This window comes from Vibrio lentus, from assembly GCF_002875945.1.
GTDB lineage: Bacteria > Pseudomonadota > Gammaproteobacteria > Enterobacterales > Vibrionaceae > Vibrio > Vibrio apostichopi.
This window is the reverse complement of the sequence record NZ_MCZK01000168.1, coordinates 128,754-151,800: the sequence shown is the minus strand read 5'-3', so window position 1 is coordinate 151,800 and position 23,047 is coordinate 128,754. Positions and strand designations below refer to the sequence as shown.

Annotated in this window: 18 protein-coding genes and 1 pseudogene; 6 read left to right on the top strand and 13 right to left on the bottom strand. The window is 45.7% G+C overall.

The window, feature by feature from the left end; genetic code table 11:
- Positions 1-50: 50 nt before the first annotated feature.
- Entirely contained in the window at positions 51-1,823 is a 1,773-nt protein-coding gene (locus tag BCT49_RS22655) for an alpha-amylase family protein (RefSeq protein ID WP_102438379.1), read from the bottom strand.
- Positions 1,824-1,981: 158 nt separating this feature from the next.
- Here BCT49_RS22655 and BCT49_RS22650 point away from each other — a divergent pair, with 158 nt between their 5' ends.
- Positions 1,982-2,371 (top strand): DUF1294 domain-containing protein, encoded by a 390-nt coding sequence (locus tag BCT49_RS22650; protein ID WP_102438377.1) that lies wholly within the window; start codon positions 1,982-1,984, stop codon positions 2,369-2,371.
- A gap of 56 nt (positions 2,372-2,427) precedes the next feature.
- Here the strand turns inward: BCT49_RS22650 and BCT49_RS22645 are convergent, their stop codons facing one another.
- Positions 2,428-3,012, bottom strand: a complete 585-nt coding sequence (locus BCT49_RS22645) for a LysE family translocator (protein ID WP_010431665.1) — start codon at positions 3,010-3,012, stop codon at positions 2,428-2,430.
- Positions 3,013-3,153: 141 nt separating this feature from the next.
- On the opposite strand from BCT49_RS22645, the gene BCT49_RS22640 reads away from it, so the two are divergent.
- Together BCT49_RS22640 and BCT49_RS22635 are read left to right on the top strand one after the other, a co-directional pair.
- Positions 3,154-3,594, top strand: a complete 441-nt coding sequence (locus BCT49_RS22640) for an Lrp/AsnC family transcriptional regulator (RefSeq protein ID WP_010431662.1) — start codon at positions 3,154-3,156, stop codon at positions 3,592-3,594.
- Positions 3,595-3,620: 26 nt separating this feature from the next.
- Positions 3,621-4,550 (top strand): LysR family transcriptional regulator, encoded by a 930-nt coding sequence (locus tag BCT49_RS22635; protein WP_004732134.1) that lies wholly within the window; start codon positions 3,621-3,623, stop codon positions 4,548-4,550.
- A 179-nt stretch (positions 4,551-4,729) separates the two neighbouring features.
- Here BCT49_RS22635 and BCT49_RS22630 read toward each other — a convergent pair whose 3' ends face one another.
- The 5 genes from BCT49_RS22630 to dsrO form a co-directional block, all read right to left on the bottom strand.
- A complete protein-coding gene (locus BCT49_RS22630; RefSeq protein WP_102438375.1) occupies positions 4,730-5,779 on the bottom strand; it encodes a c-type cytochrome in 1,050 nt (349 codons plus the stop codon).
- A 9-nt stretch (positions 5,780-5,788) separates the two neighbouring features.
- Positions 5,789-6,430, bottom strand: a complete 642-nt coding sequence (locus tag BCT49_RS22625; RefSeq protein ID WP_059017575.1) for a c-type cytochrome — start codon at positions 6,428-6,430, stop codon at positions 5,789-5,791.
- Between the two features lie 483 nt (positions 6,431-6,913).
- Positions 6,914-10,006, bottom strand: coding sequence for a tetrathionate reductase subunit A (locus BCT49_RS22620; protein ID WP_102438373.1), 3,093 nt, complete (start codon positions 10,004-10,006; stop codon positions 6,914-6,916).
- 14 nt (positions 10,007-10,020) lie between these two features.
- On the bottom strand, positions 10,021-11,169 hold the full coding sequence (nrfD, locus tag BCT49_RS22615; protein WP_102438371.1) for an NrfD/PsrC family molybdoenzyme membrane anchor subunit: 1,149 nt from the start codon (positions 11,167-11,169) through the stop codon (positions 10,021-10,023).
- Positions 11,166-12,002, bottom strand: a complete 837-nt coding sequence (dsrO, locus tag BCT49_RS22610) for a sulfate reduction electron transfer complex DsrMKJOP subunit DsrO (RefSeq protein ID WP_102279811.1) — start codon at positions 12,000-12,002, stop codon at positions 11,166-11,168. Before dsrO ends, nrfD begins: the two co-directional genes overlap by 4 nt.
- 269 nt (positions 12,003-12,271) lie before the next feature.
- Between dsrO and BCT49_RS22605 the strand changes: the two are divergent.
- From BCT49_RS22605 to BCT49_RS22595, 3 genes and pseudogenes are all read left to right on the top strand, one after another.
- Positions 12,272-14,166: pseudogene (locus tag BCT49_RS22605) on the top strand (sensor histidine kinase).
- 11 nt (positions 14,167-14,177) lie between these two features.
- Positions 14,178-14,780, top strand: coding sequence for a response regulator transcription factor (locus BCT49_RS22600; RefSeq protein WP_102438369.1), 603 nt, complete (start codon positions 14,178-14,180; stop codon positions 14,778-14,780).
- A gap of 352 nt (positions 14,781-15,132) precedes the next feature.
- Complete coding sequence (locus BCT49_RS22595; protein WP_102438367.1) at positions 15,133-16,383, top strand: tetratricopeptide repeat protein; 1,251 nt, start codon at positions 15,133-15,135, stop codon at positions 16,381-16,383.
- Between the two features lie 214 nt (positions 16,384-16,597).
- Here the strand turns inward: BCT49_RS22595 and sstT are convergent, their stop codons facing one another.
- From sstT to BCT49_RS22565, 6 genes are all read right to left on the bottom strand, one after another.
- Complete coding sequence (gene sstT, locus BCT49_RS22590; protein WP_102438365.1) at positions 16,598-17,812, bottom strand: serine/threonine transporter SstT; 1,215 nt, start codon at positions 17,810-17,812, stop codon at positions 16,598-16,600.
- A 441-nt stretch (positions 17,813-18,253) separates the two neighbouring features.
- Entirely contained in the window at positions 18,254-19,318 is a 1,065-nt protein-coding gene (gene rsgA / locus BCT49_RS22585) for a ribosome small subunit-dependent GTPase A (protein ID WP_102438363.1), read from the bottom strand.
- Between the two features lie 551 nt (positions 19,319-19,869).
- The gene (locus BCT49_RS22580; protein ID WP_102438361.1) at positions 19,870-20,328 is read right to left on the bottom strand and encodes a copper chaperone PCu(A)C; all 459 of its coding nucleotides are present in this window, start codon (positions 20,326-20,328) and stop codon (positions 19,870-19,872) included.
- An 85-nt stretch (positions 20,329-20,413) separates the two neighbouring features.
- Complete coding sequence (locus tag BCT49_RS22575; protein WP_102438360.1) at positions 20,414-21,010, bottom strand: SCO family protein; 597 nt, start codon at positions 21,008-21,010, stop codon at positions 20,414-20,416.
- Entirely contained in the window at positions 21,007-21,447 is a 441-nt protein-coding gene (locus tag BCT49_RS22570) for a hypothetical protein (RefSeq protein ID WP_102438358.1), read from the bottom strand. Before BCT49_RS22570 ends, BCT49_RS22575 begins: the two co-directional genes overlap by 4 nt.
- 223 nt (positions 21,448-21,670) lie before the next feature.
- The gene (locus tag BCT49_RS22565) at positions 21,671-22,591 is read right to left on the bottom strand and encodes a DUF368 domain-containing protein (RefSeq protein WP_102438356.1); all 921 of its coding nucleotides are present in this window, start codon (positions 22,589-22,591) and stop codon (positions 21,671-21,673) included.
- Positions 22,592-23,047 lie beyond the last annotated feature (456 nt).

Below are 23,047 nucleotides of genomic sequence, written 5' to 3'. Positions count from 1 at the left end.
GAATTACGCAACAAAGCCTAGTTGTTCGGTCACTAATATTGATAGATGGGTTATTCATTTAACGATAATACCCAAACCAAAGATGCGAGCGGTTTTAATTCGATATTAAAATTTCCGATGCTATTTTCAACGGTGAATACTTGTTGGTGAACGCCTTCAATATGTTCATCTAGCAAGTAATTGCCATCCGCTATTTTGAGTTTTTGGATGACATCACTTGCAACCGTCAAGTGAATTCTCTCTGTGATGTGCTGGCTGAAATTTGCGGCCACAATGGTGAGCTCTTGGTGGTCATAGCGCAGAAATGCGTAAACCGAATCACTCAAATTATTGCTCTGGTGTAAGTCTACGTACTGCCCCGTCATTGAAGAGTGCTCAAGCGAAAAGTTCATTACCTTCTGATAGAAGTGACGTAGCTGCTTTTTGTTGTCGTCTAATAGCCCACCATCAAATGCACCATGGTTCATCCATTTTTGGTGTTGTGGGACTCCGATGTAATCGAATATAGAGGTACGTGAGGGTTGTCCAAAGCCTGCATCTTCAGCTCCCGGTTCGCCAACTTCTTGTCCAAAATAGATCATGGTCGGTGAACTGCTTAATAACGCGCTGACGAGCATTGCAGGCTTCGCTATATTCGGGTCACCGACAAACTCAGGAGACGCGATGCGCTGTTCATCGTGGTTATCCAAGAAGTGCATCATGTGATGTTCAATATCCATCATCTGATGTTGGATTTCGGGGATGATAGCCGTTGAAGCCTTGCCTTGCATGATGTCTTTAAGTCCATCGTACAGATCAACTTTGTCATACAGGTAGTCCATTTTACCGAGATGGATGTAGTCGCGGTATAAGTCCGGTTGATAAACCTCAGCCATTAAAAAGGCACTGGGGTTTTTCATCTTTATCGATGAGTTGAGATAACTCCAGAACTCGACAGGCACCATTTCAGCCATATCGTAGCGGAACCCATCAACACCGTTGTCTAACCAGAACAAGGCGATGTCTCGGAATTTAATCCAAGAGTCTGGCACATTCACGCCTTTCCAGAAGTGGTAATGGTCTAGGTGATCACGCTGTGCATAATCGCTCGGCAGCTCAGGGAAGTCTTTTGAGCCATCAGGGCGCACGCCGTAATTGATCTTCATGGTTTCATACCAGTCGTCAACATCCGGCTTAGCCAAGCGTGAGCCGTTGCCTGTCCATTTAGCGGGTGTCTCGATAAACGGGGCTTTCAGATTAGGGTGCTGCTCACCACCAAGTGGGCTAAAGGCTGGCTCTACATCCGGCAGTTCAAAGGCGCTGTTGGGAATGTAGTAGAAGTTATTGTCTCGGTGATATTCAAGCGTAGTGTCATCGTGAGCGCCAAAGTCACTGACTCCCTCTGGGTTATTTAGCCCCTCATAATGACGCGCAACGTGATTAGGGACGATATCGATGATCACCTTTAAACCGTTGTCGTGGCTTCTTTTGATTAATGCCTCAAACTCTTCCTGACGACGCTCGGGATTGTCGGCGAGATCTGGGTTTACAGAGTAATAATCTTTGACGGCGTAAGGTGAGCCAGCACGACCTTTTACCACGCTCGGTTGATCGTCTGAGATACCAATGTGTTTGTAATCATTGATGACGGCGTGATGTGGCACTCCGGTGTACCAAATATGTGTAATGCCGAGTTTGCGAATTTCAGACAGCGCTTTGTTTGTAAAATCATTGAATTTGCCGACGCCATTTTGCTCTATTGTGCCCCACGGAACATGTTGAGTGTTTTTATTACCAAATAAACGCGTAAAAACTTGATAGATGGCGTACTTTTGGTTGTACATATTTATAATTCCTTTAACTTCCATCATGTTATGTAGGGATGAAAGGGCTTGTTTGTTATTTAGCAGGCTAACTGAATTACAATATGCCTTACTCATCCTTATCAAAATTTACAGGGCGTAATTGCTACAGTATGTGAGCTGTTACCCAAAAGGAGTTGATGTTGTCTTCATCTATTCAAATCGCCATCACTTATCTGGTCCTAGTGGCGGTATCCGCGTTGTTTGTAGAAAGTTCGAAAGCGCTGTTGGTGTGGTATTTGGTTATCGGATTGGTGACGTTTTTTGTGTACGCAAAAGACAAGAGGGCGGCGATCAATGGCAATTGGCGTGTGCCTGAGAAAACTCTCCATATTTTGTCTGTTGCTGGTGGCTGGCTAGGCGCGTTGATTGCTCAAGATAAGCTGCGCCATAAAACGCAAAAGCAGCCGTTCAGAGCTATCTATTGGCTGACTATGACAATTAATGTAGCGTCGTTTGTGTGGACGTTAACCCCAAGTGGGCAGGCTATATTTGGTCGTTGGGTTAGTGAGATTATTGGATATCTTTAACGATAATAATGGCTAGCACGTGTGTACTAACCATCACAAGATAGGAAACTCTTCGATTAGAGCATTGGAATCGTTGATGCTAACAGCAATCCCGCCATGCCATAGTTGAAACTCTTGATACGTACTGGTGTTGTTAGCCAGTGTTGCAGTTGCTTGCCTGCTGCCGTCCAGAATGTCACAGATGGTAAGTTGGCTAGCGTGAATATTGCTGCGATGATCGCAAGCTCCCACCATGAACTGCCACTGCTATAAACAGAAATCGCCGTCAGTGCCATTGACCAACCTTTCGGGTTTACCCACTGAAAACTTGCCGCGCCAATGAAGGTCATGGGCTTATAAGCTTCGGTACTTTTGGCTTTGCCGCTCAATGCAATCTTAATTGCTAGGTACACAAGGTAAGTCAGGCTTAGGTACTTCAATATTTGGTGAGAGACTGGGTAAGCGTTGAAAATGCCCATTAAGCCGAAACCAACCAACAACAACATGGCTGCAAACCCCAGAGCTATCCCAAGCATGTGCGGAATAGTACGGGCAAAGCCAACATTGGCACCTGATGTCATGAGCATGATGTTATTTGGACCCGGCGTGAACGTCGAGACAAACGCAAACAAGGCAAGTGCGCTAAGTTGTTCTAAAGGCATAATGGTTCTCCAGCAATAAAATGAACGAAGTGACTGACCGGTCATGACTTTCACGTGTTGAGAAACATAGTAGGTGGAAAGTGAGGCAATTATGTGCTTTTATTTCACTTATTATCACTAAATGCACAATAATAAGTACCTATGGATAGATTTGACGAAAGGATATTGCAAGAGCTTAAATTGGACGGCAGAATCTCCAACATTGAGCTTTCAGAACGAATTGGTTTGTCGGCTTCAGCGACCCTAAGGCGAGTACAAGATCTCGAACGTAAAGGGATCATTCAAGGTTACCGCGCAGTTCTGGATAATGGCTTGATGGGTGTCGGCTTTATTGCTTATGTTTCGATTGGTTTATCGAGCCACAGCAAATCGGCTCAGCTAGAATTTGAACAGCATGTCAGCATGGAAAAAGAAGTGGTGGAGTGCCACAACATTACTGGTGCTAACGAATATTTGCTGAGAGTAGAAACCAAAGATCTGCCGGGCTATAAGAAGTTTCATGCCGATGTGCTTGGGGAGTGCGCTCAGGTTCAATCAATAACGACCATGGTTGTGATGGATACCCCAAAAGATGAACGCTAGTCGAGTTTTATTTCAGGAGAGGCGCAGTGCCAAATACTAATCAGTTATTATTGTTCTTAGATGTGGTTCAACAGGGGTCGTTTACCAAAGCGGCAACCTTGCATGATATGGACAACTCATCGCTCTCTAAACAGATAAAAAAACTCGAGCAAGACTTAGGTGTTCAGCTGCTCAACCGCTCTACGCGCTCGTTCTCGCTGACGTCAGCAGGGGAAGATATTCTCGCGCAAACCTATGTGTTGAAAGATACCATCAATCAGATCCAAGGCATTGCAGATTCCTATCAGTCTGAACCCAAAGGTGTGCTGCGAATTACGTCGCCAATCTATTTTGGTCAGCAATACCTACAACCTATCATCACGCAGTTCATGAGAAAGTACCCGGATGTTCAGATCGTACTTTCACTAGACGATAAGATCGCCAACATCATTGCTGGGCAGTTTGATATCGCCTTTCGCTTCAGTAAGCTTGTTGAATCCAACTTGATTGCCAAGAAGATTGCCGACAGTAACTTTATGTTGGTCGCCTCGAACGACTTTGTGAAGCAGCATGGTGAACCTAAAACGCCACAAGATTTGCTCGCTTTACCCGCTGTGATTTATACCAATGGTGATATGACGGTCGATCATCTGAGAATCAGTGAAGAGCCGCATGGCAACACTTTCCAGAGCTTAACGATTCGTGGCAACTATAAGGTGAGTGATGTTCGCACCATGGTGTCTTGCGTAAAAGATGGCTTAGGCTATGGCTTCCTTGATCAATCAAACCTGTATGCCTCAATGAAAGAACTTGGCTTGGTTACTTTGCTTCCGGATTACCCGATTTCTACAATCGATACCGCGATTTACGCTGTCTATCCACACCGTAAGCAGACCAAACTGGTCAAAGAGTTCATTACTACGGTTCAAGACTATATTGGCTCTCCGACCATTTGGGAGAAGATGCAGCAAGGTTAGTTGTTTTTCTAATAGTACAAACTAAAAAAGGAGCCAGATCGTCACACGATCTGGCTCCTTTTTATTCTACCGGCTATAACTGATTTACAATGTAAAGTTTAGCTATAGCTGGCGTGAGCGGTTCTTTTTATCGAAAGAACTGTCTCTTGCTCTCGAAAAGAGTGTCTCTTGATTCGAGACTAGTGTTCGTGAATCGCTTCCTTACCACTTGGGTATGCTTTTGAACCCAATACATGACCGTCGACTTCTTTACCGTAGTAACCTTGGTGGTTGTGGTAACGCTTAGCATTGCCTGCAACATCACCCTTGTATCGTGGGTCTTGTGGGCGTTCATGGCTGTTTACAAACGTGGCCACATCCCATGCATCTTGAATTGAAAGCTGTTGGCTCTTTCCAAGAGGCATGTTTTCGTAGATGAAGTAGGCTGCCGTATTTACACGGTGCATACCGGCTCCCCAGTTGAACGAGTTTTCGCCCCAAAGTGGCGGTAGGTATGAGCGACCATCCTCCCCTTTAATACCTTCACCATTTTGACCATGACAGGTTTGGCAGCTGGTTTGGTAAACCTTCTCACCACGCGCTATTGACGGTTCTTGTTCAGGGTTGTCAATCTTAGGGTAGCCACGGCCTGCCAATTTGCTGCGGTCGTCGATTGGGTATTTGCTTAGCAGTTCTTCAGGAAGAGGGAAGCTTTCCGCTTTTCCTCCGACTTGTAAATCTGCATCGCTGATCTCAGGAACAGGCGTGTCTTGCATGCCGTTCTTATCTAAGATACCGCCCATCGCCAACCAGTATGAATAAGCCGTGAGCGCGACCATCTCTTTTGAGCCAACTGCTGGTGGCAAGCCATTCATTGAGTATGTGAAACAGCCTTGGATACGTTCTGCGTAGCTGTTTACCTTGTCGTTTTTCTTACGGTAAGCGGGGTAGGCCATATACGCTCCCCATAGAGGTGCTGCATTCGCCTTCATGTGGCAGTTGACACAGTTTTGTTCATTGCCTACGAAAGTACCGCGCATCTGTTGTGAATCGACAAACAGTGAATAGCCCAGTTTAACTTTGTCGCCAAACTCCCCTGCAGGAATATCGACTAAGTCTCGTGGCACCAGATATTTGTTATCTTGTGGTTTCTCAACAGCTGGCAGTTCGGTTTGGCGATCGGGCAACTCACCTTCGGCATAAGCGATTCCAGAGGCAAGGGTTGCGGTAATTAAAAGTAATGTTTTCATGCGAGCCCTTTAGTATCGGAAAGATGCGAAGTAGTAAGACAGGTTTTTGATTTCATCGTCGGTCAACTTACCGGCGATATTGCCCATCATGTTCAAATCATCACCCTTACGAGTGCCGTTTTTCCAAGCGTTAAGCTGAGTTTGAATGTAGTCGGCGTGCTGGCTCGCTAAGCGAGGGAACTTATCTACGCCCATGCCACTTGGCCCATGACAGGTTGCACAAGCGGGAATGTTGCGGTCCCAATCACCTTGGAATACCAGTTTACGATACGGGTTATCAATATCTGCCTGAGAGCCGCGCTGCTCTAAATCAGTGAATTCATAAGAAGGCAGTGAAGCGAAGTATTCTGCTACCTCTCGACGAATCGCAGGATCAGACACACCATCCGCCATCCCTTTCATGATCGCGCTTTGACGCTCGCCACTTGAGAATAAGACCAGTTGATGTTCTAGGTAGTCAGCATTGAGCCCTGCAAGCATAGGGGCGATGTTGGGCATGCCTTTCCCGTCGGCTTGGTGGCAACCGCTACAGGTTTCTGCGGCTTCTGGCATTGGATTAGGCGCTGCTTGTGCAAAACCGGATAAAGAAAGGCTTCCCAGAGCAGCGATGCAAAGCGTTAGAGTTTGAGTTTTTATGTTCAGCTTAATCATGAGGCGTCGCTATTGGTTGTAATGCACGCATTTTCGACATAATTGGATGTTCGCGCTATTGTGGATTTCCACATTAATTCACTTGGAACTTGAGGTAAGTCTCACATTAATAACCTCAATCACTATAATGGTATTGGTGTGAATTTCGATAGGCGAATCCAGCTGCCGTTAACGAAGTGCAAGGAACTGCCATGTTCGCCTCGGTGTAACTGCTTGTTAAGGCTCTTTTATGGCACCGATTGTATAAGCATAGCCGCTTTATGGAGGCTGGCTAAAAAAGTTACGGTGAAAAGAAGAGAAGACAAGAGAATAGAAGTGAAGAGAGCTTGTGGGTTGGATTGAATGTTGAGGCTTAGATTGGATGTTGCGGATTGAATGCTGCCGATGTTTTGGCTGTTAAAAAAGCAGAGCAACCTCAAATGACGAAGTTGCTCTGTTGCGTTCCTATTCAGAAATGATTAGAGATAGGTATTGGGTCACTGATTAGACTTTGTAGATCTTAGCCGGAAGCGCTTGTCTTGCTGCTGCGCCTACAACCCAATCCAGCATGACGCCTTTGCCTTCTCTCGTCGGGTCAATTAAACCAATATCATTGATGTTAACGCCATCGTTTGACTTCATTTTTACTGGTTGCTGTGTGTCACCAATCCAGTGTGCACGTTCACCGAGCTCTTTGTGTCCAAAGCCGTGTTCAAAGCCTAATGTTCCTTGTTTGATGCCATCAATCACCATCGCCAACGCGTGTGTGGTTGAACTCGGTGTTTCAATAGCAAATACGTCACCGGTTTTGATGCCCGCTGAAGAGGCGTCTTGCGGGTGAATGTAAACCGGGTTCACGCCTTTAATCGATTCCAAGCGTGGTGACAGGTTAGACACCGCACTGTGAATATTGGATTTAAAGTTGGTCAGAGTAAATGGCCACTCTTTTGCTGGGAACTGCTCTGCTAATGGCGTGCCGTCTGCCAGTTTTTGTGGATACCAAGTCGGGCAACCCATGTACTGCTCGCCACTGATGGTGTTGCGCGAGGTACCAAGCTTTTCATTCCAAATAGCCAGTGGTTTGGTCCATTTATACTTCATGGTTTCATTGGTGTAGGCATTGGTTGCGTCTTCAAAACGACCGCCACGCGCAAAGATATATGCCACTTTGAGCATCTCTTCTGGTTTAAGCGTTTTGTTCATCACAGGCACTAGGCGCTCTAGACCAGACCAAACGATATCTTCAGCGTCTACATTCGGCACACCGCCTTTTGCGAATGCCAAGTTAGCTGCAGAGCGCAAGTAGAAATCTTCAGCGCTATGAATACCGTGCCAGTTACCTTGGCTATCTTTGATTACGTTGTCGCCGAAGCCACCCAAGTCGAGTGTTTTCGCCAGATCAATAAAGAAGTTCTCTAGGTTGATGGTACGTCCGTCTTGAGTACGTGAGGTTTTAGGCTCAACTATCGGCCAGCGAGCGGTGATCGCTTTGGTCGCGACACCATGCCAAGGTGTTGCCATGCCCCAGCTCTCGTAGGTTACTGTGTCTGGCACAAGGTAATCGGAGAGTGCTGTGGTTTCATTGATGAACGCATCGATAGAGACGATCAAACCGAGCTGTTTTGGATCCTTAAGTTTCTCGCCTAATAGATTGTCTAACCCCGGAACACCATAAAGTGGGTTCGCCATGTGGTTGATCCATGCCTTTGCGCGGTAAGGGTAGCCATCAATGGCTGCTGATAAATGCTCGGTTAAAAGCGGTGCTGAGATTGGATACCACGGCGCGCGCGTTGGGTAAGGTGATTCACCTGCCGCAACACGACGTTTGTATTCGCTGGTCTTTTGATACGGGAACTTGCTACGAGACAAGAACACACCTTGAGGCTTAGTCTTACCCTTGAACTTGGTAAAGTCGTAACGTGGGCCAGCAACAGAAGTTGGGTAGCCGCCCGCTTTTGCCATCGCACCACCTTTCGCGTTGATGTTACCGATCAGCGCGTTCAGCATCAGAATAGAGAACGAGTTGTAGAAACCATTGGTGTGCATGTTGCCACCATGAGTATCGACGACTGCTTTAGTCCCATAGCTGGTGAAACGTTTCGCTAGCGCAACAATCTGATCTTGTGGGATTTCACACTGCTCACTGTAGTAAGCAAGGTCGTATTTGAAGGCTTCTTCTTTCAATCTTTGCAGAGAAGACTTAACACGAACGGTTTGACCATCAATTTCTACCTCCTGATCTACAAACAACGCAGCCTCATCGACCTGAACATTTGATGTTAATAGTGACGTTGTCACATTTAGTGCGATAAATGCATCATCGTCAGATAGCGGTTCACCCGTTTTTAGCAAACCAATATCCGATGAACGAAGCATGCGCCCGTTTTGTGGGTGTGTTTCATCGCTGATCACGAGGTGAGATGCGTTACACCAGTGGGTGGTGCCTGCTTTCTGCATCGCTTGTGCGCTTGGGCGAGACAAGAAATCATGGTTGTAACGTTGGTTCTCGATGATCCACTGGATCATGCCCAGAACTAATGCTGAATCGGTGCCCGGTTTGATAGGTAGCCAGTTGTTGCGATCGCCCGCAGCAAGGCTTGATGATCCTGCAGGAAGGCTAGGAGTCACTATGGTGTAGCTCAGTTTTCCGTTGGTACGAGCCTCAGCCAGTTGTCTTGCTTGGCGCTTAAACGGATTACCCGCTTGAGCTGGAGACATACCGATGAAAAGAATGAACTCTGCGTTGTTGAAGTCAGGCTTTAAGTGCGAGAATTTGTCTAGATCATTCATGATCGCACCTGAACCTGCGCGGAACGCATAGCCACAGTAAGAGCCGTGGTGACCAAAGTTGCGAGTACCGTAGCTGTTAAATGCAAAGCGCTTCAAGATGTCGTCACGGCCTTCATTACCGGCATTGGTCACAAGCAGTTGGTTAGCTTTTGGTCCGTATTCAGGGTTGTTCGGATCAAGTGGTGTTTCGATGTCGCGAATCGAACGTAGACCTTCGACTTCGCCTTCACCAAACAAGTCACCACCTTCGGTGATCTCAGAGATAAGTTGTTCGTAGCTGATCGGTTCCCACTTGCCTTCACCACGCTTACCTACGCGTTTGAGTGGTTGAGTGATTCGGTATGGACTGTTTTGAATCTCTAACATGCCGTTACCGCGGGCGCAGGCTGTCGAGCGATTATTGATGCCTGATTCACCAGACAAGCCAATGTAGGCCTCTTTTACAGGCGTTTCGAACGGGATTTGCTGATCACTTGATAGCGGGTGGTACGGGTTACCTGAGATACGTAAGATCTCGTCGTTGCGATTATCGATACGCACACGCAAGCCACACAGTGTCCAGCAACCAAAACACATTGATGGTGCAACGCGTTGGTTTGGATTCGGCGAGATCTTACCTTGCTCATCGACATTGTATTCCGTCTCTAACGAATTACCGTGGTGGATGTGATTGGTTTTCTTACCGGCAGTACCGTTGATAGCACCGTGAACCATGTGTTTTGTGGTTGTCGCATAACCTGCAGCAAAGGCTCCAACACCACCGGCAGCAAGGCCTGTTTTCAAAAATTGACGACGTTTGTTATCCATGATGACTCCTCAGACTACAAGCTATGTGAGCGGTTAAGTGGTGAAGGTGTATTTTGGTTTGGCTTCGATGTTGTCTTTGGTGCAGAGCCAGTTGTTCGTGTAGAACCAGTAGACACGATTTCAGAGGCGAATAAGGCAAGTGCTAACCAAAGACCACACATACCAACAATGCCGAGTAAACCTGCACTACCCATAGGCAACTCATACGGGAATGCACCCACATCAAAGCGTGGAATGGTTTGAACTTCCATCATGGTGACCCAACGTACCGCCCATGCTGAAACGATGGTCGCAAGCGCAACACAGATAATTCCTAGCTTGCTTTGCGATAGACGCTGCAGCGGAAGAACCAAGATCATGCACAGCAAAATACTAGTAGTCATGATGCCTAAATTAATGCCCCAAGCGTCGTTCTCATACAGATTGAAGTGACCATGGTTAGATGCCCAAATCGACGTAAGAATGATGGCAAGGCCACCGGTTAAGGTAATGGTTCTTTGTACCAGTGCGAGGTCTGTTGGTTTTAAGCTTGGCTTGCTTGAAGGCAGAAGAGCCCAAATCAACAGCGTTAAACCCGTTGCAGCAAAGAATGCGGTCGTGAACCAAAGCAGCGGGGAAGCCGGTTGATGCCAAAGCGGTCGGCTCGCCAAAATTGCAATCTCGGCGCCAGTGTAAAGCGTAATACTTAAGCCCGAAACTGCAGTTGCAGCAGCGAGTGCAATCATCAATTTTGTTGAAACCTGCCATTGCCCCAGTGTTAGCCAAGACAAGCGTTTTAGAAGCGGGTTTTCACTTTTTTTAAGTTGTGCGATGTCATCGCGTAGGTAAACCCATGCGGTAGCGACAGACAGACCAGAAAATAGAGGAAGAAACAGAGAGCCTAATGACATCCATGACCAAGGTGTGATGTGAGCGTAGAAGTGCCACGCACGGCCCGGTTGGTGTAAGTCACCGGTTAGCGCCAGTGGGCCAACAATTGCGCCGATGGCCATTACAAGCACAAGGGCTGAACGGAATTGATGACTGGTAGAGTTTTTGAATATCAGTGCAATCAAAAACAGAATAGCCGCTGCGTAAGCCGAACCAATGTAGAAGAAATATTGAACTGCCCACGGTAGCCAAGCGATCTCTTGAGCGGGAACTAACACCTCAGTGATATTCATGCTGTCTCTCCTTGTTTGCCTTGTGTTGCGATTGCCAATTCTTGTTTGCTCGAGGATGAGTTATCGATGGCGGCTGGATCATAAATCGCAGGTTGGCCTTCGATGTGGCTAACGAATCGCTCGTTCATGCCGATATAGAAAACATGTGGGTTGGTATTTTGCTCTGGCTTAAGCACTTTGATGTCGTCTTGGTTTTCATTAAGTAGACGGTTGATCTCGCTGTTTGGATCTTTAAGGTCGCCAATGACACGCGCGCCACCGACACAGGTTTCTACACAAGCGGGCAGTAAGCCGTCTTCAAGGCGATGTGCGCAGAAGGTACATTTGTCTGCGGTAAGCGTGTCGTTGTTAATGAAACGTGCGTCGTAAGGGCAGGCTTGAACGCAGTAAGCACAGGCTACGCAGCGTTCATTGTCGACCATCACAATGCCGTCTTCACGTTGAAAGGTCGCCTGAACAGGACAAACCTTGATGCAGGGTGCGTTGTCACAGTGATTACAAAGGCGAGGTAACATGAATGATTTCACGTCTTGTTGAGCAGTCGAACCATCATCAAGGGAGACTTCATACTGTTTTACTGTGGTTCTGAACTGGCCAATTGGCGCTTGGTTTTCAACGCTACAGCCAACAGTACATGCCTGACAACCAACGCATTTACGTAAATCGATCGCCATTGCGTAGCGTTTACCTACTTCGCCTTTGCGGTCTGGTTGGTTGTTATTGCGAATGGCTGTGCTCGCGACTGCGGTGTTGATTCCGGTAATGGGAATGAGTGCAGCGCCGGCGGAAACTTTACCGAATTGGCTGAGAAACCGTCTTTTCAATGAGTCCATAGAGGTACCTATAAATGGGTATTCGATCTGTTAGGCTCATTGTCAGTTTTTGACCGTTCACGGGGTATTGTGGATTTCCACATACCCAGATCAAAGTTGATCTAGAACAAATGTGGTTTTCGCTATCTAGCTGTTATGCTTTGTTTTAGCGGCTTGTTTAAGGCGATCTAAAGCATAAGTTAAGCTTAAATATGTCGTCAGCGTAAAGACGAAGTGAAATGACGACAGAATAAAATGAATACACAGTCCGTTTGGAGAAAGAGATTTTAGTGACCGTTCGTAAACTAATGACAATCGTTAGCCTTTGCTGGTTAAACCTAACCGCGGGTGCGTGTTTTGCGGCTCAATCTGAACAAGCGATAGCAGCTTCAAACACAAGCCCAAACCCAAACCTAAAGATCACTGAACCCGATCAGATTATCGAGGTTGGCGTGTTAGCGACTCGAGGCAAACTCTCCGCACAGCAGCGTTGGCAGCCAACCATGGATTGGCTGTCTGAGCGTATTGCGGGTAAGCACTTTGTCCTCAAGCCTTTCAACTTGGAAGAGATGGCCGAAGCAGTGAAAGGGGTCACGGTCGATTTTGTTATTACTAATCCAGGTCAGGCGGTTCGATTAGGGCGTCAGTACGCGCTCTCTTGGATGGCGACCATGACCAGTCATAACTTCGAACAACCGGGTGCCAACAATACGCAAAGTATTGGTTCTGCCTTGGTGGTGAGAAGAATGTCACCTTATATCTCTTTTGAACAACTGAGCGGTAAGCCAATTGCGGCTGTCTCGGAAAATGCATTTGGTGGCTACCTCACAATGCGTTACCAAGTGATGCAAGAGGGGCTCAATCCCAACCACTTTTTTTCTAATACTCAATTCCTAGGTTTCCCAATTGATGCCAGCTTGTACCAACTGCGAGAAGGGCACATTGAAGCGGCTGTGGTGCCTGCTTGTTTAGTTGAGAGCATGATCAATGAAGGTTTGCTGGTGGCTGGGCAATATCGAATTATTGGCAATCAAGCGCCTGAAGGCTTCCGATGCCAAGTGTCTACACCGCTGTATTCCAATTGGTCGTTTGCTAAAACAGGGCGAGCGTCTTCGGCACTGGCCAAGCAAATGAGTCAGGTGCTGTTTTCAATGCCAAAGAGCAGTGCGCCAGCCATTGCGGCAAATGCCTCGGGTTGGACGTCACCAACTAGTCTGCTTTCAATCGACAAGCTTTATCAGCAACTCGACATGCACCCACTGCAACAACCTTGGTGGAAGGAAGCGTTAATCTGGCTTAAGTACAATCAACAGTGGGCTTGGGCGTTCTTTTTGTTAGTCGTGCTTCTTAATGCCTACCACTTCTGGCTAGAGTACAAATTCAGCCGCAGTAAAAAGCAGTTGGAAGCCACGTTGCACAAATTAAAAAGTAAGAGTGAACAGCTCGAACATTCTCAACGTATCGCCGTCGTCGGTGAACTAGGAAGCAGCTTGGCACACGAGATCAATCAACCTTTGGCGGCCATTCGTAACTACAGTGAAGGTGGTTTATTGCGGATTTCGAAGAACAAACCATTGACCGATATTGAACCCGTGTTCGAAAAAATTCAGTCTCAAGTGGATCGTGCAGACGCGATCATTCAACGCTTAAGAAACATGATAAAAAACGCTCATCAGAGAAATCTCAGACTGATATTGAACAGTTACTCACAGACACCATTGAGTTGCTGCAATTTCGATTGCAGAAACACAAGATAACCATTGAGCGTCACGCTGTGGGTAAGCCTATCCAACTGCATGTTGATCCGGTGGGATTACAGCAAGTGATTGTAAACCTGATCAACAATGCGACAGACGCGTGTAATGCACAACAGCATCGCGAACAAAGCGCTGCGTCTGATATTGATAATAAAAACAGTGAACCATCAACAATTAAAGTGATTACCGAGTATCAACCGGATAAAATGATGCTGTCGGTTATCGATAACGGCACAGGCTTAGATTTCACCGAGCAACAAGTCACTCAAGCCTTTGTGAGTAGCAAAGAAAACGGCTTGGGTTTAGGGCTTGCGATTTGCCAAGACGTGATTGAAGACCACAGCGGCCAAATGGCCATCAAATCATTGACTCCTCATGGCTGTCATGTCGCAGTGACGTTACCTTTTTCTCTTTCAAATGATTCATAAGGAATCTTGTTATGTCTGAACTTCATCAAACGTTGCCGGTCTATGTGGTTGATGACGATGAGTCGATGCGTGACTCATTGGTGTTCTTATTGGAAGAGCATGATTTTACGGTGTCAGCCTATGAAGATGGCCCGAGCTTTCTGGATTCAGTCGATTTGAGTGCTGCTGGGTGCGTGGTGTTAGACAGCCGAATGCCTGAAATGAGAGGGCAACAAGTTCATGAACTGATGATGAAAGCGCAGAGCCCACTTTCGGTGATTTATCTGACGGGTCACGGTGATGTGCCAATGGCAGTAGAAGCCCTACAAGCCGGTGCGGTGAACTTCTTTCAAAAACCGGTCAAAGGCAACGAATTGGCTGAGGCGATCAAGCAAGGGCTAGAGGCTTCTGAAAAGCACTTACATATGAATGTGTACCGCCAAGCGTATGCGTCGTTAACTGAGCGAGAAATCGATATTCTTAAGCAGATTATCGACGGCAAACGTAACCAGAAAATTGCCGATGAATTATGTATCGCGATGAGAACGGTAGAAGTACACCGAGCGAGTTTGATGAAGAAATTCTCAGCGAAGACAGTTGCCGAGTTGGCTTACATATACGGTCAATTAACCTAGGCATAGAGCTATTCTTGTAAGAGAGTTGTACGGAAGTCGCACGAAACTTTTGATGGAAAAACATCAATTGCGTCACCAAGCTATAGGACTTTTCTGATGAAAGGCTGTCTTCATAATTTATCTATATTGAAGCAAGATCACATCATCTATGGACTGCATACGGATTGAACCCCCTAGGCTTCTTATCGCAATGTAATCCTGAGATACTGAACTAAGTTCATTTTAGGGCGAAACGTGCTAGTAACTGCACTTTTCCCTGTAATTCGAAACATAACATTCACTATGGGCAGAACACACTCTCAACGTCGAGTCTTGTATCTGCCGAGTTAGGTTAAAATATTTTATGAGTACAATGGGAATCGCAATTGGTGCGACGGCTCTTTCGTTAATACTTGTGGCCGTATGGCTGGTTTCTTTGTCGTTAAGAAAGCAGCGAGTGGAACAAGAACGTAAAGCTCGTGCTGTCGCTTACCGAAAGGCGATTGAAAAAGCGCGCATACAAGAGCAAAAAGAGCGTAACTTCAAAGCCGAAACCGGACATGTTCCGTCGATTCTGTATTTGGCGAAAGAGGCTGAACGTAACAATATTAAGGAAGCCCTATATTGGTACGACAAAGCCGCACATTTAGATAATGTCACAGGCATGTACGGCATTGTTCGCATGAGTATGAAGCGCAAAGAAGACCTCATTTTAAGAGAAAAAGCCAACTTTTGGCAGCTCGCGATCTCAGCTTTAGAGAACGACATGGTCGCGAAGTTTGAGATGGGTAAAGCGCTCGTTTTCGGCCGCGGAACCGATAAAAATATTCCCAAGGGTTATACCTACATCGAAGAGTCTGCAACCGGCGGAAATACCGAAGCGATGCTGTTTATGGGTGAGTGGTGTCTAGACAAAGAAAACCCAGATTACTCAGCCGAAAGCTCATTCGAGTGGTACCAAAAGGCCGCAGATCAAAACAACTTAGATGGAAAAATCAAACTAGGTTTGAGTTATTTGAATGGTGTGGGTGTTGAGCCTAACCATGGTGAGGCTGTGTACTGGTTTGAGACAGCAGCTGAAAAGAACAGCGAAGAAGCCATGTTTCGGGCTGGTGAGGCTTGGATTGATCATGGTGAACACGGCAATGCTATCGCTTATATCTGGTTATTTCTGTCCGCTCATTTCGGCTATTCAGAAGCAAAACAGTTGAGGGATAAAGTGGGGGGCGAACTTGGGGTAGATGCTGTCGTAGGATTGCAGGCTCTAACCAAACCAATCATGACCAAACTGACCCAAGAAGCGGTCACTAAACACTCGGTCGTTAAGGCGTTGAACAAGCTCTACAAACGTAACATCCCGATCCCTAAAAAGGTGAAAGACGTGACTGAAGAAGAGGAACTTGACGTGTCGAAGGTGAAAGGCAGCGATGCTGAAATGAATGACCAGATGAATGCTCAAGACGCTAATTCAGAGCACAATCAACAACACAACCAACAATATACTTCAGAGCAACACGCAGCGACCCAAACGGGTACGGCTCAGAACACAGATAAGGCATCGTCACCAACGCCTAGCAGTGCGTCTTTAGATTTTAGCCAAACCAACTGGAGCAACAAAAATTAAGCCAGTAGCTTGATGAGGTGAGTGCTTGAATTAATTGAACTCATTTAGGTCATGCAGCTTATCTTAATTGCACTCCATTGGAGGCGAGGGACTCTGAGTTAGGAATGACAGGATCAAAAAAGGGAAGCTGATGCTTCCCTTTTTATTTATGTGCTATTTGCTTTTAGAGCTTAGAGCTTAGAGCTAAAGGCAAAAGCTAATACCTAAGAGCTTATTAAGCTTTGTTTTGCTCAGCTTTACATACAGCAGCGGTGAACACTACGTCTGTTGAGCTGTTAAGTGCTGTTTCAGCAGAATCTTGAATCACACCGATAATGAAACCTACCGCTACAACCTGCATCGCTACATCGTTTGAGATACCGAATAGGCCACAAGCTAGTGGGATAAGCAGTAGTGAACCGCCAGCAACACCCGATGCGCCACATGCAGAAATTGCAGCAACAAGGCTTAGTAGAATCGCAGTGAAGATATCAATTTCAATACCCATCGTGTGAACAGCCGCAAGTGTTAACACAGTGATGGTGATTGCAGCACCCGCCATGTTGATTGTTGCGCCTAGAGGAATAGATACAGAGTAAGTATCTTCATCTAGGTTTAGCTTCTTACAAAGGTTCATGTTCACTGGAATGTTTGCAGCGCTTGAACGAGTGAAGAATGCTGTTACACCAGACTCACGGATACATTGAAGTACAAGTGGGTATGGGTTTTGTTTTGTTTTCACAAAGACAAGCAGTGGGTTAACCACAAGTGCAATGATCAGCATTGAGCTTAGAAGAACAGCGAGCAGTTGACCGTAGCTTGCTAGTGCATCGAAGCCTGTTGTTGCGAACGTAGTCGAAACAAGACCGAAGATACCGAATGGCGCAAGACGAATAATGAAGCGAACAATGTGTGAAACACTGTGGCTTAGGTCTTCGAAAACCGCTTTGGTTGTTGCAGATGCGTGGTGCAGTGCAAGGCCAAGACCGATTGCCCAAGCAAGAATACCAATGTAGTTCGCGTTCATTAGCGCGCTTACTGGGTTATCGACAAGCTTGAATAGAAGGGTATGAAGAACTTCAGCAATACCTTGAGGAGGGTTAGCACCTTCTGCGCCAGCAACCAAAGTCAACGTGGTTGGGAACATGAAGCTCAATACTACTGCTGTTAGTGCAGCAGAGAACGTACCAATCAGGTAAAGCACAATGATTGGACGCATATGAGTATGCTGACCTTTCTTTTGGTTTGCGATAGAAGCTGCAACAAGAATGAATACTAAAATTGGGGCTACAGCTTTCAGAGCACCAACAAACAGACTACCTAGTAGACCTGCATCTTGAGCTGCTGATGGAGAAACCATGGCGAGAACGACACCGAAAACAATACCAGCAAGGATCTGTAGAACGAGATTTCCACGAGCGATGCGGGCGAGCATGTTGTGATTTTGCATAAAATACCTGCAATTGTTAATTTATTATAGTGATGTATCTTTTTATAAAGTTGTACCAAATCCAACTATACACTAGTGGAATGGGCGGTCATATTAGCGGGATCTAACGGGGTGTCTAGGAATAGTTTAGATTTAGGGTGATTGTTTGCGCTACGTGGTGTTTTTAGAGCTAAATGTTAAAATTTTGTGCTGTGATTGAGATATAAGTCTGCGTGATAATACTCATTCGGGTCAATGTTCTGGTGAGAGCGCTGTCAGTGCCCATTCACGAGATCATTGTGTGCAGAAATGATCTCATCGCGTTCCTGTTAATACAAAGAAGCCCTGTTGATACAAAAAAGCCCCAAGCCTAATGCGTTAATAAGCTCATGAATTAATGAGCTAATACGCGATAGGGACACGGGGCTTATTTACGTGTTGTAAACCTAATCTAATAATCGGTTATTTAGACGATTTCTTGATATTACGGCTCTCTGACTGCACGGTTTTATACATTTTAGAAAGCTGTTTACTGTTCGCTCTCTGTTCTGCCAATGAGGCTCCGTTTCTTGCTTGCTCTCTGAGTAGCTTCTCATAGTTAGAGAATCGTCTTTCAGAAAGCTCACCACTTTCAATGGCTTTGCGTATAGCGCATCCTGGTTCTGACTCATGGCTGCAATCAGAGAAGCGACAATGCATCGCTAACTCTTCCACATCAGAAAACGTTTCACTTACACCCTCGGCACAATCGGCGAGTTGTAGCTCACGCATTCCGGGTGTATCGAGCAGTAAGCCTCCCGATGTCAGTAAATGCAACGACCGTGATGTGGTTGTATGGCGGCCTTTACTGTCGTCTTCACGAATGCCACCTGTAGCTTGCTGAGAATCACCAAGCAACGAGTTGACCAAGGTAGATTTACCTACACCGGATGAACCCATTAAAGCGACGGTCTTGCCTGTTTTACACCAAGGCGACAATACTTGAGTTGAGTCTTGGTCTAGGCTGTTTACCGCTTCGATCATTAGCATCGAATCTAAGCTTTGCACTTGCTGTACTTTGTCTTCGTAGTCGTCACACAAGTCTTTCTTGGTGAGGACGATCACTGTTTCAACCTGCGCTTCATTGGCGAGCGCTAGATAGCGTTCTATGCGGCTTAGATTAAAGTCATTGTTTAACGAGACCACGATAAACACGGTGTCGATATTGGCTGAAATGTACTGCTCCGCCACACGACTGCCTGCCGCTTTACGGCTGAAGAGCGACTGACGTTCTAGCAAGCGGTCGAATTGTAAGTCAGCGTTTAGTATCACCCAGTCTCCAACCGTCATTGCGGGTTGGTTTTGATGAACGGGTAGAACGATTTCGCCTTGTTCTGACGCAAGCGTATAGCCGCTGCGATGGTGCGCGGTAATGCGAGCAATGACGGATTGGTCATAGTCTTCAAGTGTCAGTTGTTGCTGGAATACAGGTTGCCATCCAAGTTGTTGAAGTGACATTGGATGAGAAAATGCAGTTTGTGAATTCATGTTTATTTACCCAGACGTACGAGCTTTGATTTCTTATGAGAGCATTAAAGTCTTATGAGAATATTAACTTCTTGTGAGTTCTCTTATTGTTGATGAGATCAAAAGAGTTAATGAGACCAAAAAGAGTTGCTGAGATTAAAAAGCGTCGAGACGTCAAAAATGTTTTGAGCTTGGGTCGAATTCAAATAGATAGGACCCCGGATTTAGTCATGCGCTATTGGGCATGCAGGTATTGATCACTTAAGACCAATGGTAAACCGGGTAAAAGTGTGCGGTCGTCACGGGTGACGAGATGTTGGTCGATCGGTATTTAAGTTTGATTAACCAAACAAATTAACGCGTTACTTTTACTGCCAGTTTTAGTGTTTTCATTACAATCATCTTCTATTCTCCTTGGGTTATTTATGTGTTCAGGCTTTGAATAAAAAGCGAACTCAGTTTAGCAAAAAGCCACGATGGCGAGAAGTCATCGTGGCTTAATTTTGTCTAATTTTTAACTGATATTCGCTTCTACTCATGATCAGTATCATTGAACATCAAGTGGTGCTTAATTAGTGATGATCGTGATTCATCTTTTTCATGCCGCTCATTACTTTCTTAACCGGCGCATCAAAGGTTTGTGTCTCACCATTAGCGAAAGTCAGCGTCATTGAGATCTGCTCGCCTTCTTTCAGGCCATCTTTTAGGTCAAACAACATAATGTGCAAGCTGCCAGGTTTAAGTTCAACTTGGCCGTTTGCAGGAATTGCGATGGTTTGAACTTGGCGCATTTTCATTACATCGCCGTCCATGATCACGTCATGAAGTTCTACTTTACCTGCTGCAGGTGTGGTCGCTGAAACGATAGAACGCTCTTTATCGCTGTGGTTCATTAGGGTTGTGAAAACAGCGCTGTTGGCCGCTGAGGGTGGTGTCGCGCGAGCGTAAGCATCGTGAACCATAATGTCACCTTTAGCATGAGCAAGAGGTGCGAGCAGTATGCCTGCTAGAGCAAGAGCTTTTAACTTCATGTTGTTGTCCTTAGTTTTTATGTTTTGGTCTGGGACCTGACTTTTTAGTTCGAACTTTATTGAGTAAGTTCTGTATTTTTACGTTTTACTGCGTCAATTTGTTGATAGCCTCAACAATGGGCGCTGGCGTTAACGTATGCGGCACTTTGGTAATCAGTGTGCCGTCGGGCTTTAAAAAATAAAAATATGAGCTGTGGTCAAGGGTGTATTCTAACTCTGAACCTTCAAGCTTGGTCTTTCTGAAAATAACACCGTAGTTATGCGCAAGCGTTGTTGTCACATCTAACGGGCCACTTAGCCCTTCCATCATCGGGTGGAAGTATTGTGCGTATTCGTAAGAAGCTTCTGCAGCATCACGTTCAGGATCAAGCGAAACAAACATCGGGCGAATCTTCGCTTTTGCTTCGTCAGAGACTTGGTTAAGTGCTCCGGCTAACATTGCCAAAGAAGTCGGGCACACATCTGGGCAACGTGTGAAACCGAAGTAAACGATGCGAATTCTGTCATCGGTTTGGTCAAAGATTTCCGTTGGTTTGTTGTCTTTGCCGAAAAGAGTCGTTGCGGAGAACTCTTGTTTTGCTGCGTGTTTTTCTTGAGTTTCGTTTTGCCCATCAAGATAACTTTTGATACCAAAGCCAAGTACAAAAGCAACGACCAATGCTAACGACCAATTTCTACTCATCTTGCCATCCTTATTGCAGGGTTTACAGTATCGACACCATCAGTGAGCTCACCGATCCATGTCATCTTATCTAAAGTACATACAGGTAAAATTACATCACCTTCGTAGGTATTATTGCCAATGCTCTTTAATTGAAAACGTGCTGAGCCCATTTCCATTTCTAAACCGGAAAGTGACAGCATCAGTGTTTCAGATGCGGCACCTTCCCAAACTACCTTTATCTTCGTGGGTAGAAGAGGTTGCGCGGTTTCGCGATCAAGTGACATTGAAATAGATTCTTGCTCACACGATGTTGTTGAAAGCATGCAGTAATCATCTAAGTTAACTTCGGCTGTTGAGTGCTCAATGACCGACTTAAGTTTTTGAAATACTTGTGGTCCATAAAAGCCTGCCACGAGAGCGATTCCAAGAGCTGCAACCTTTAATGCTGGGTGCATGTCGTGTTCTCATCTAATTTTATAAGAGCGGCGATGTTATCACACCCCTCAATACGTGCTTGTATCAAAAAGCAATTTTGTGCGTATGGTAGAACTAAAAAAGCGAAGCCATAGGCTTCGCTTTTATCTAAATAATAGGGATGTTGAACTCAGTATTTACGGGACTTATCCATGTAACACGTTTCCCATTCGTTTTCTGAATTTCCTATTTGCTTCTAAATAGCTAGTCTGCGTTGCGCTCTGCAAACTTCTCTAATCCTAGAACCAGAGCAATCGCAGCAAGCATCATCACAATTGCCAACACCAGCTGAGAAGGCTGAGAGGTTACTGCTTCAAAGTCGAACGGAGATAGGTTTTCTTGAATCAGAGGAACTTGCTCACCTTTCGAGTTAGTGCGCCAGCTGATGGTCTCTTTCCAAGGCCAGATTTTTGGCAGCGTACCGATCATCAAACCGGTTAAGAACACTAATGTAAAATCACGGAATGAACGCAGCAGCCATGACAGCACATGTGAAAAGGTTAATAGACCAAGCACACAGCCACTAAGAAATAGCGCAAGCACATCTATTTGGAACTCTTTTACGGCACCTAATACAGGGCTGTACATGCCTATCAGCAATAGAATAAAGCTGCCGGAGATACCAGGTAAGATCATGGCACAGATTGCAATCGCGCCCGCAATCAGCAGGTTGATGCTGGTTGGCTCCATTTGCAGAGGCTTAAGCACAGTAATGCTATAAGCGAAGGCAACACCAAGTAGTAAAAATACGAATCGAATCATATCGCGCTTTTCTACTTGCTTAAGAATGTGGAAAACCGACACCAAGATAAGGCCAAAGAAGAAAGACCATAAAGGAACAGGGTGCGTGACCAATAGCCAAGAAATCAATTTTGCGAATGTCGCAATACTGGTGAATACGCCTGCGAACAGTGAAATCAGGAAGAAACCATTGATGTGGTTAAACGCCGCTTTGAAGCCTTCGCGTTTCCATAAGCCAAGTACGCTAGGGTTAATTCTGCGAATGCTTTCTAGCAGGGTATCGTAGATACCAGTGATGAATGCGATTGTTCCGCCCGACACGCCAGGGACAACATCAGCTGCGCCCATTGCCATGCCTTTGAAAAAAGTACTTAAGTAGTTCATTGCTTCATAGAGTTGAGGGTGATTTTGTGCAGTATACAAACTTTAGTGTAAAAAAAGTATGAATATGCCTTTGGCGAGGTGCTTTTATTACCTTCTTAATTGTAAGGCAATAAGTTGAACTGAACATTTACCTAATATTTAAAATACAAGCACTTAGTGATTTGTCATTAAGACTATCGATGAAACTGGTATCTTATCAATATTGCATCTTGGTTGCATTATGCAAATGCACTTTGCAATTCGCATGTGAAAATAGCGGGTTTTATGCGATGCAGGGCTTATAAAACGCTAAATTAAAGTTGGCACGCTAACTGCATTGTATAGATTGACCCTTCTTAAGCCGAGGGTCACCTAGCCAACTGACGTTGTTAGTGAACTTTGATTTGTTCACAAATATATAGAGCCAATCGCGATTATTGCGGTTGGCTATTTTTTTGCCTGTCATTTGGCTATCTC

What these genes read in the sequence shown, in the direction of transcription:
- BCT49_RS22655 (WP_102438379.1), bottom strand. Translation starts at nt 1,823, where the DNA reads ATGTACAACCAAAAGTACGCCATCTATCAAGTTTTTACGCGTTTATTT.
- BCT49_RS22650 (WP_102438377.1), top strand. Translation starts at nt 1,982, where the DNA reads ATGTTGTCTTCATCTATTCAAATCGCCATCACTTATCTGGTCCTAGTG.
- BCT49_RS22645 (WP_010431665.1), bottom strand. Translation starts at nt 3,012, where the DNA reads ATGCCTTTAGAACAACTTAGCGCACTTGCCTTGTTTGCGTTTGTCTCG.
- BCT49_RS22640 (WP_010431662.1), top strand. Translation starts at nt 3,154, where the DNA reads ATGGATAGATTTGACGAAAGGATATTGCAAGAGCTTAAATTGGACGGC.
- BCT49_RS22630 (WP_102438375.1), bottom strand. Translation starts at nt 5,779, where the DNA reads ATGAAAACATTACTTTTAATTACCGCAACCCTTGCCTCTGGAATCGCT.
- BCT49_RS22625 (WP_059017575.1), bottom strand. Translation starts at nt 6,430, where the DNA reads ATGATTAAGCTGAACATAAAAACTCAAACTCTAACGCTTTGCATCGCT.
- BCT49_RS22620 (WP_102438373.1), bottom strand. Translation starts at nt 10,006, where the DNA reads ATGGATAACAAACGTCGTCAATTTTTGAAAACAGGCCTTGCTGCCGGT.
- nrfD (WP_102438371.1), bottom strand. Translation starts at nt 11,169, where the DNA reads ATGAATATCACTGAGGTGTTAGTTCCCGCTCAAGAGATCGCTTGGCTA.
- dsrO (WP_102279811.1), bottom strand. Translation starts at nt 12,002, where the DNA reads ATGGACTCATTGAAAAGACGGTTTCTCAGCCAATTCGGTAAAGTTTCC.
- BCT49_RS22600 (WP_102438369.1), top strand. Translation starts at nt 14,178, where the DNA reads ATGTCTGAACTTCATCAAACGTTGCCGGTCTATGTGGTTGATGACGAT.
- BCT49_RS22595 (WP_102438367.1), top strand. Translation starts at nt 15,133, where the DNA reads ATGGGAATCGCAATTGGTGCGACGGCTCTTTCGTTAATACTTGTGGCC.
- sstT (WP_102438365.1), bottom strand. Translation starts at nt 17,812, where the DNA reads ATGCAAAATCACAACATGCTCGCCCGCATCGCTCGTGGAAATCTCGTT.
- rsgA (WP_102438363.1), bottom strand. Translation starts at nt 19,318, where the DNA reads ATGAATTCACAAACTGCATTTTCTCATCCAATGTCACTTCAACAACTT.
- BCT49_RS22580 (WP_102438361.1), bottom strand. Translation starts at nt 20,328, where the DNA reads ATGAAGTTAAAAGCTCTTGCTCTAGCAGGCATACTGCTCGCACCTCTT.
- BCT49_RS22575 (WP_102438360.1), bottom strand. Translation starts at nt 21,010, where the DNA reads ATGAGTAGAAATTGGTCGTTAGCATTGGTCGTTGCTTTTGTACTTGGC.
- BCT49_RS22570 (WP_102438358.1), bottom strand. Translation starts at nt 21,447, where the DNA reads ATGCACCCAGCATTAAAGGTTGCAGCTCTTGGAATCGCTCTCGTGGCA.
- BCT49_RS22565 (WP_102438356.1), bottom strand. Translation starts at nt 22,591, where the DNA reads ATGAACTACTTAAGTACTTTTTTCAAAGGCATGGCAATGGGCGCAGCT.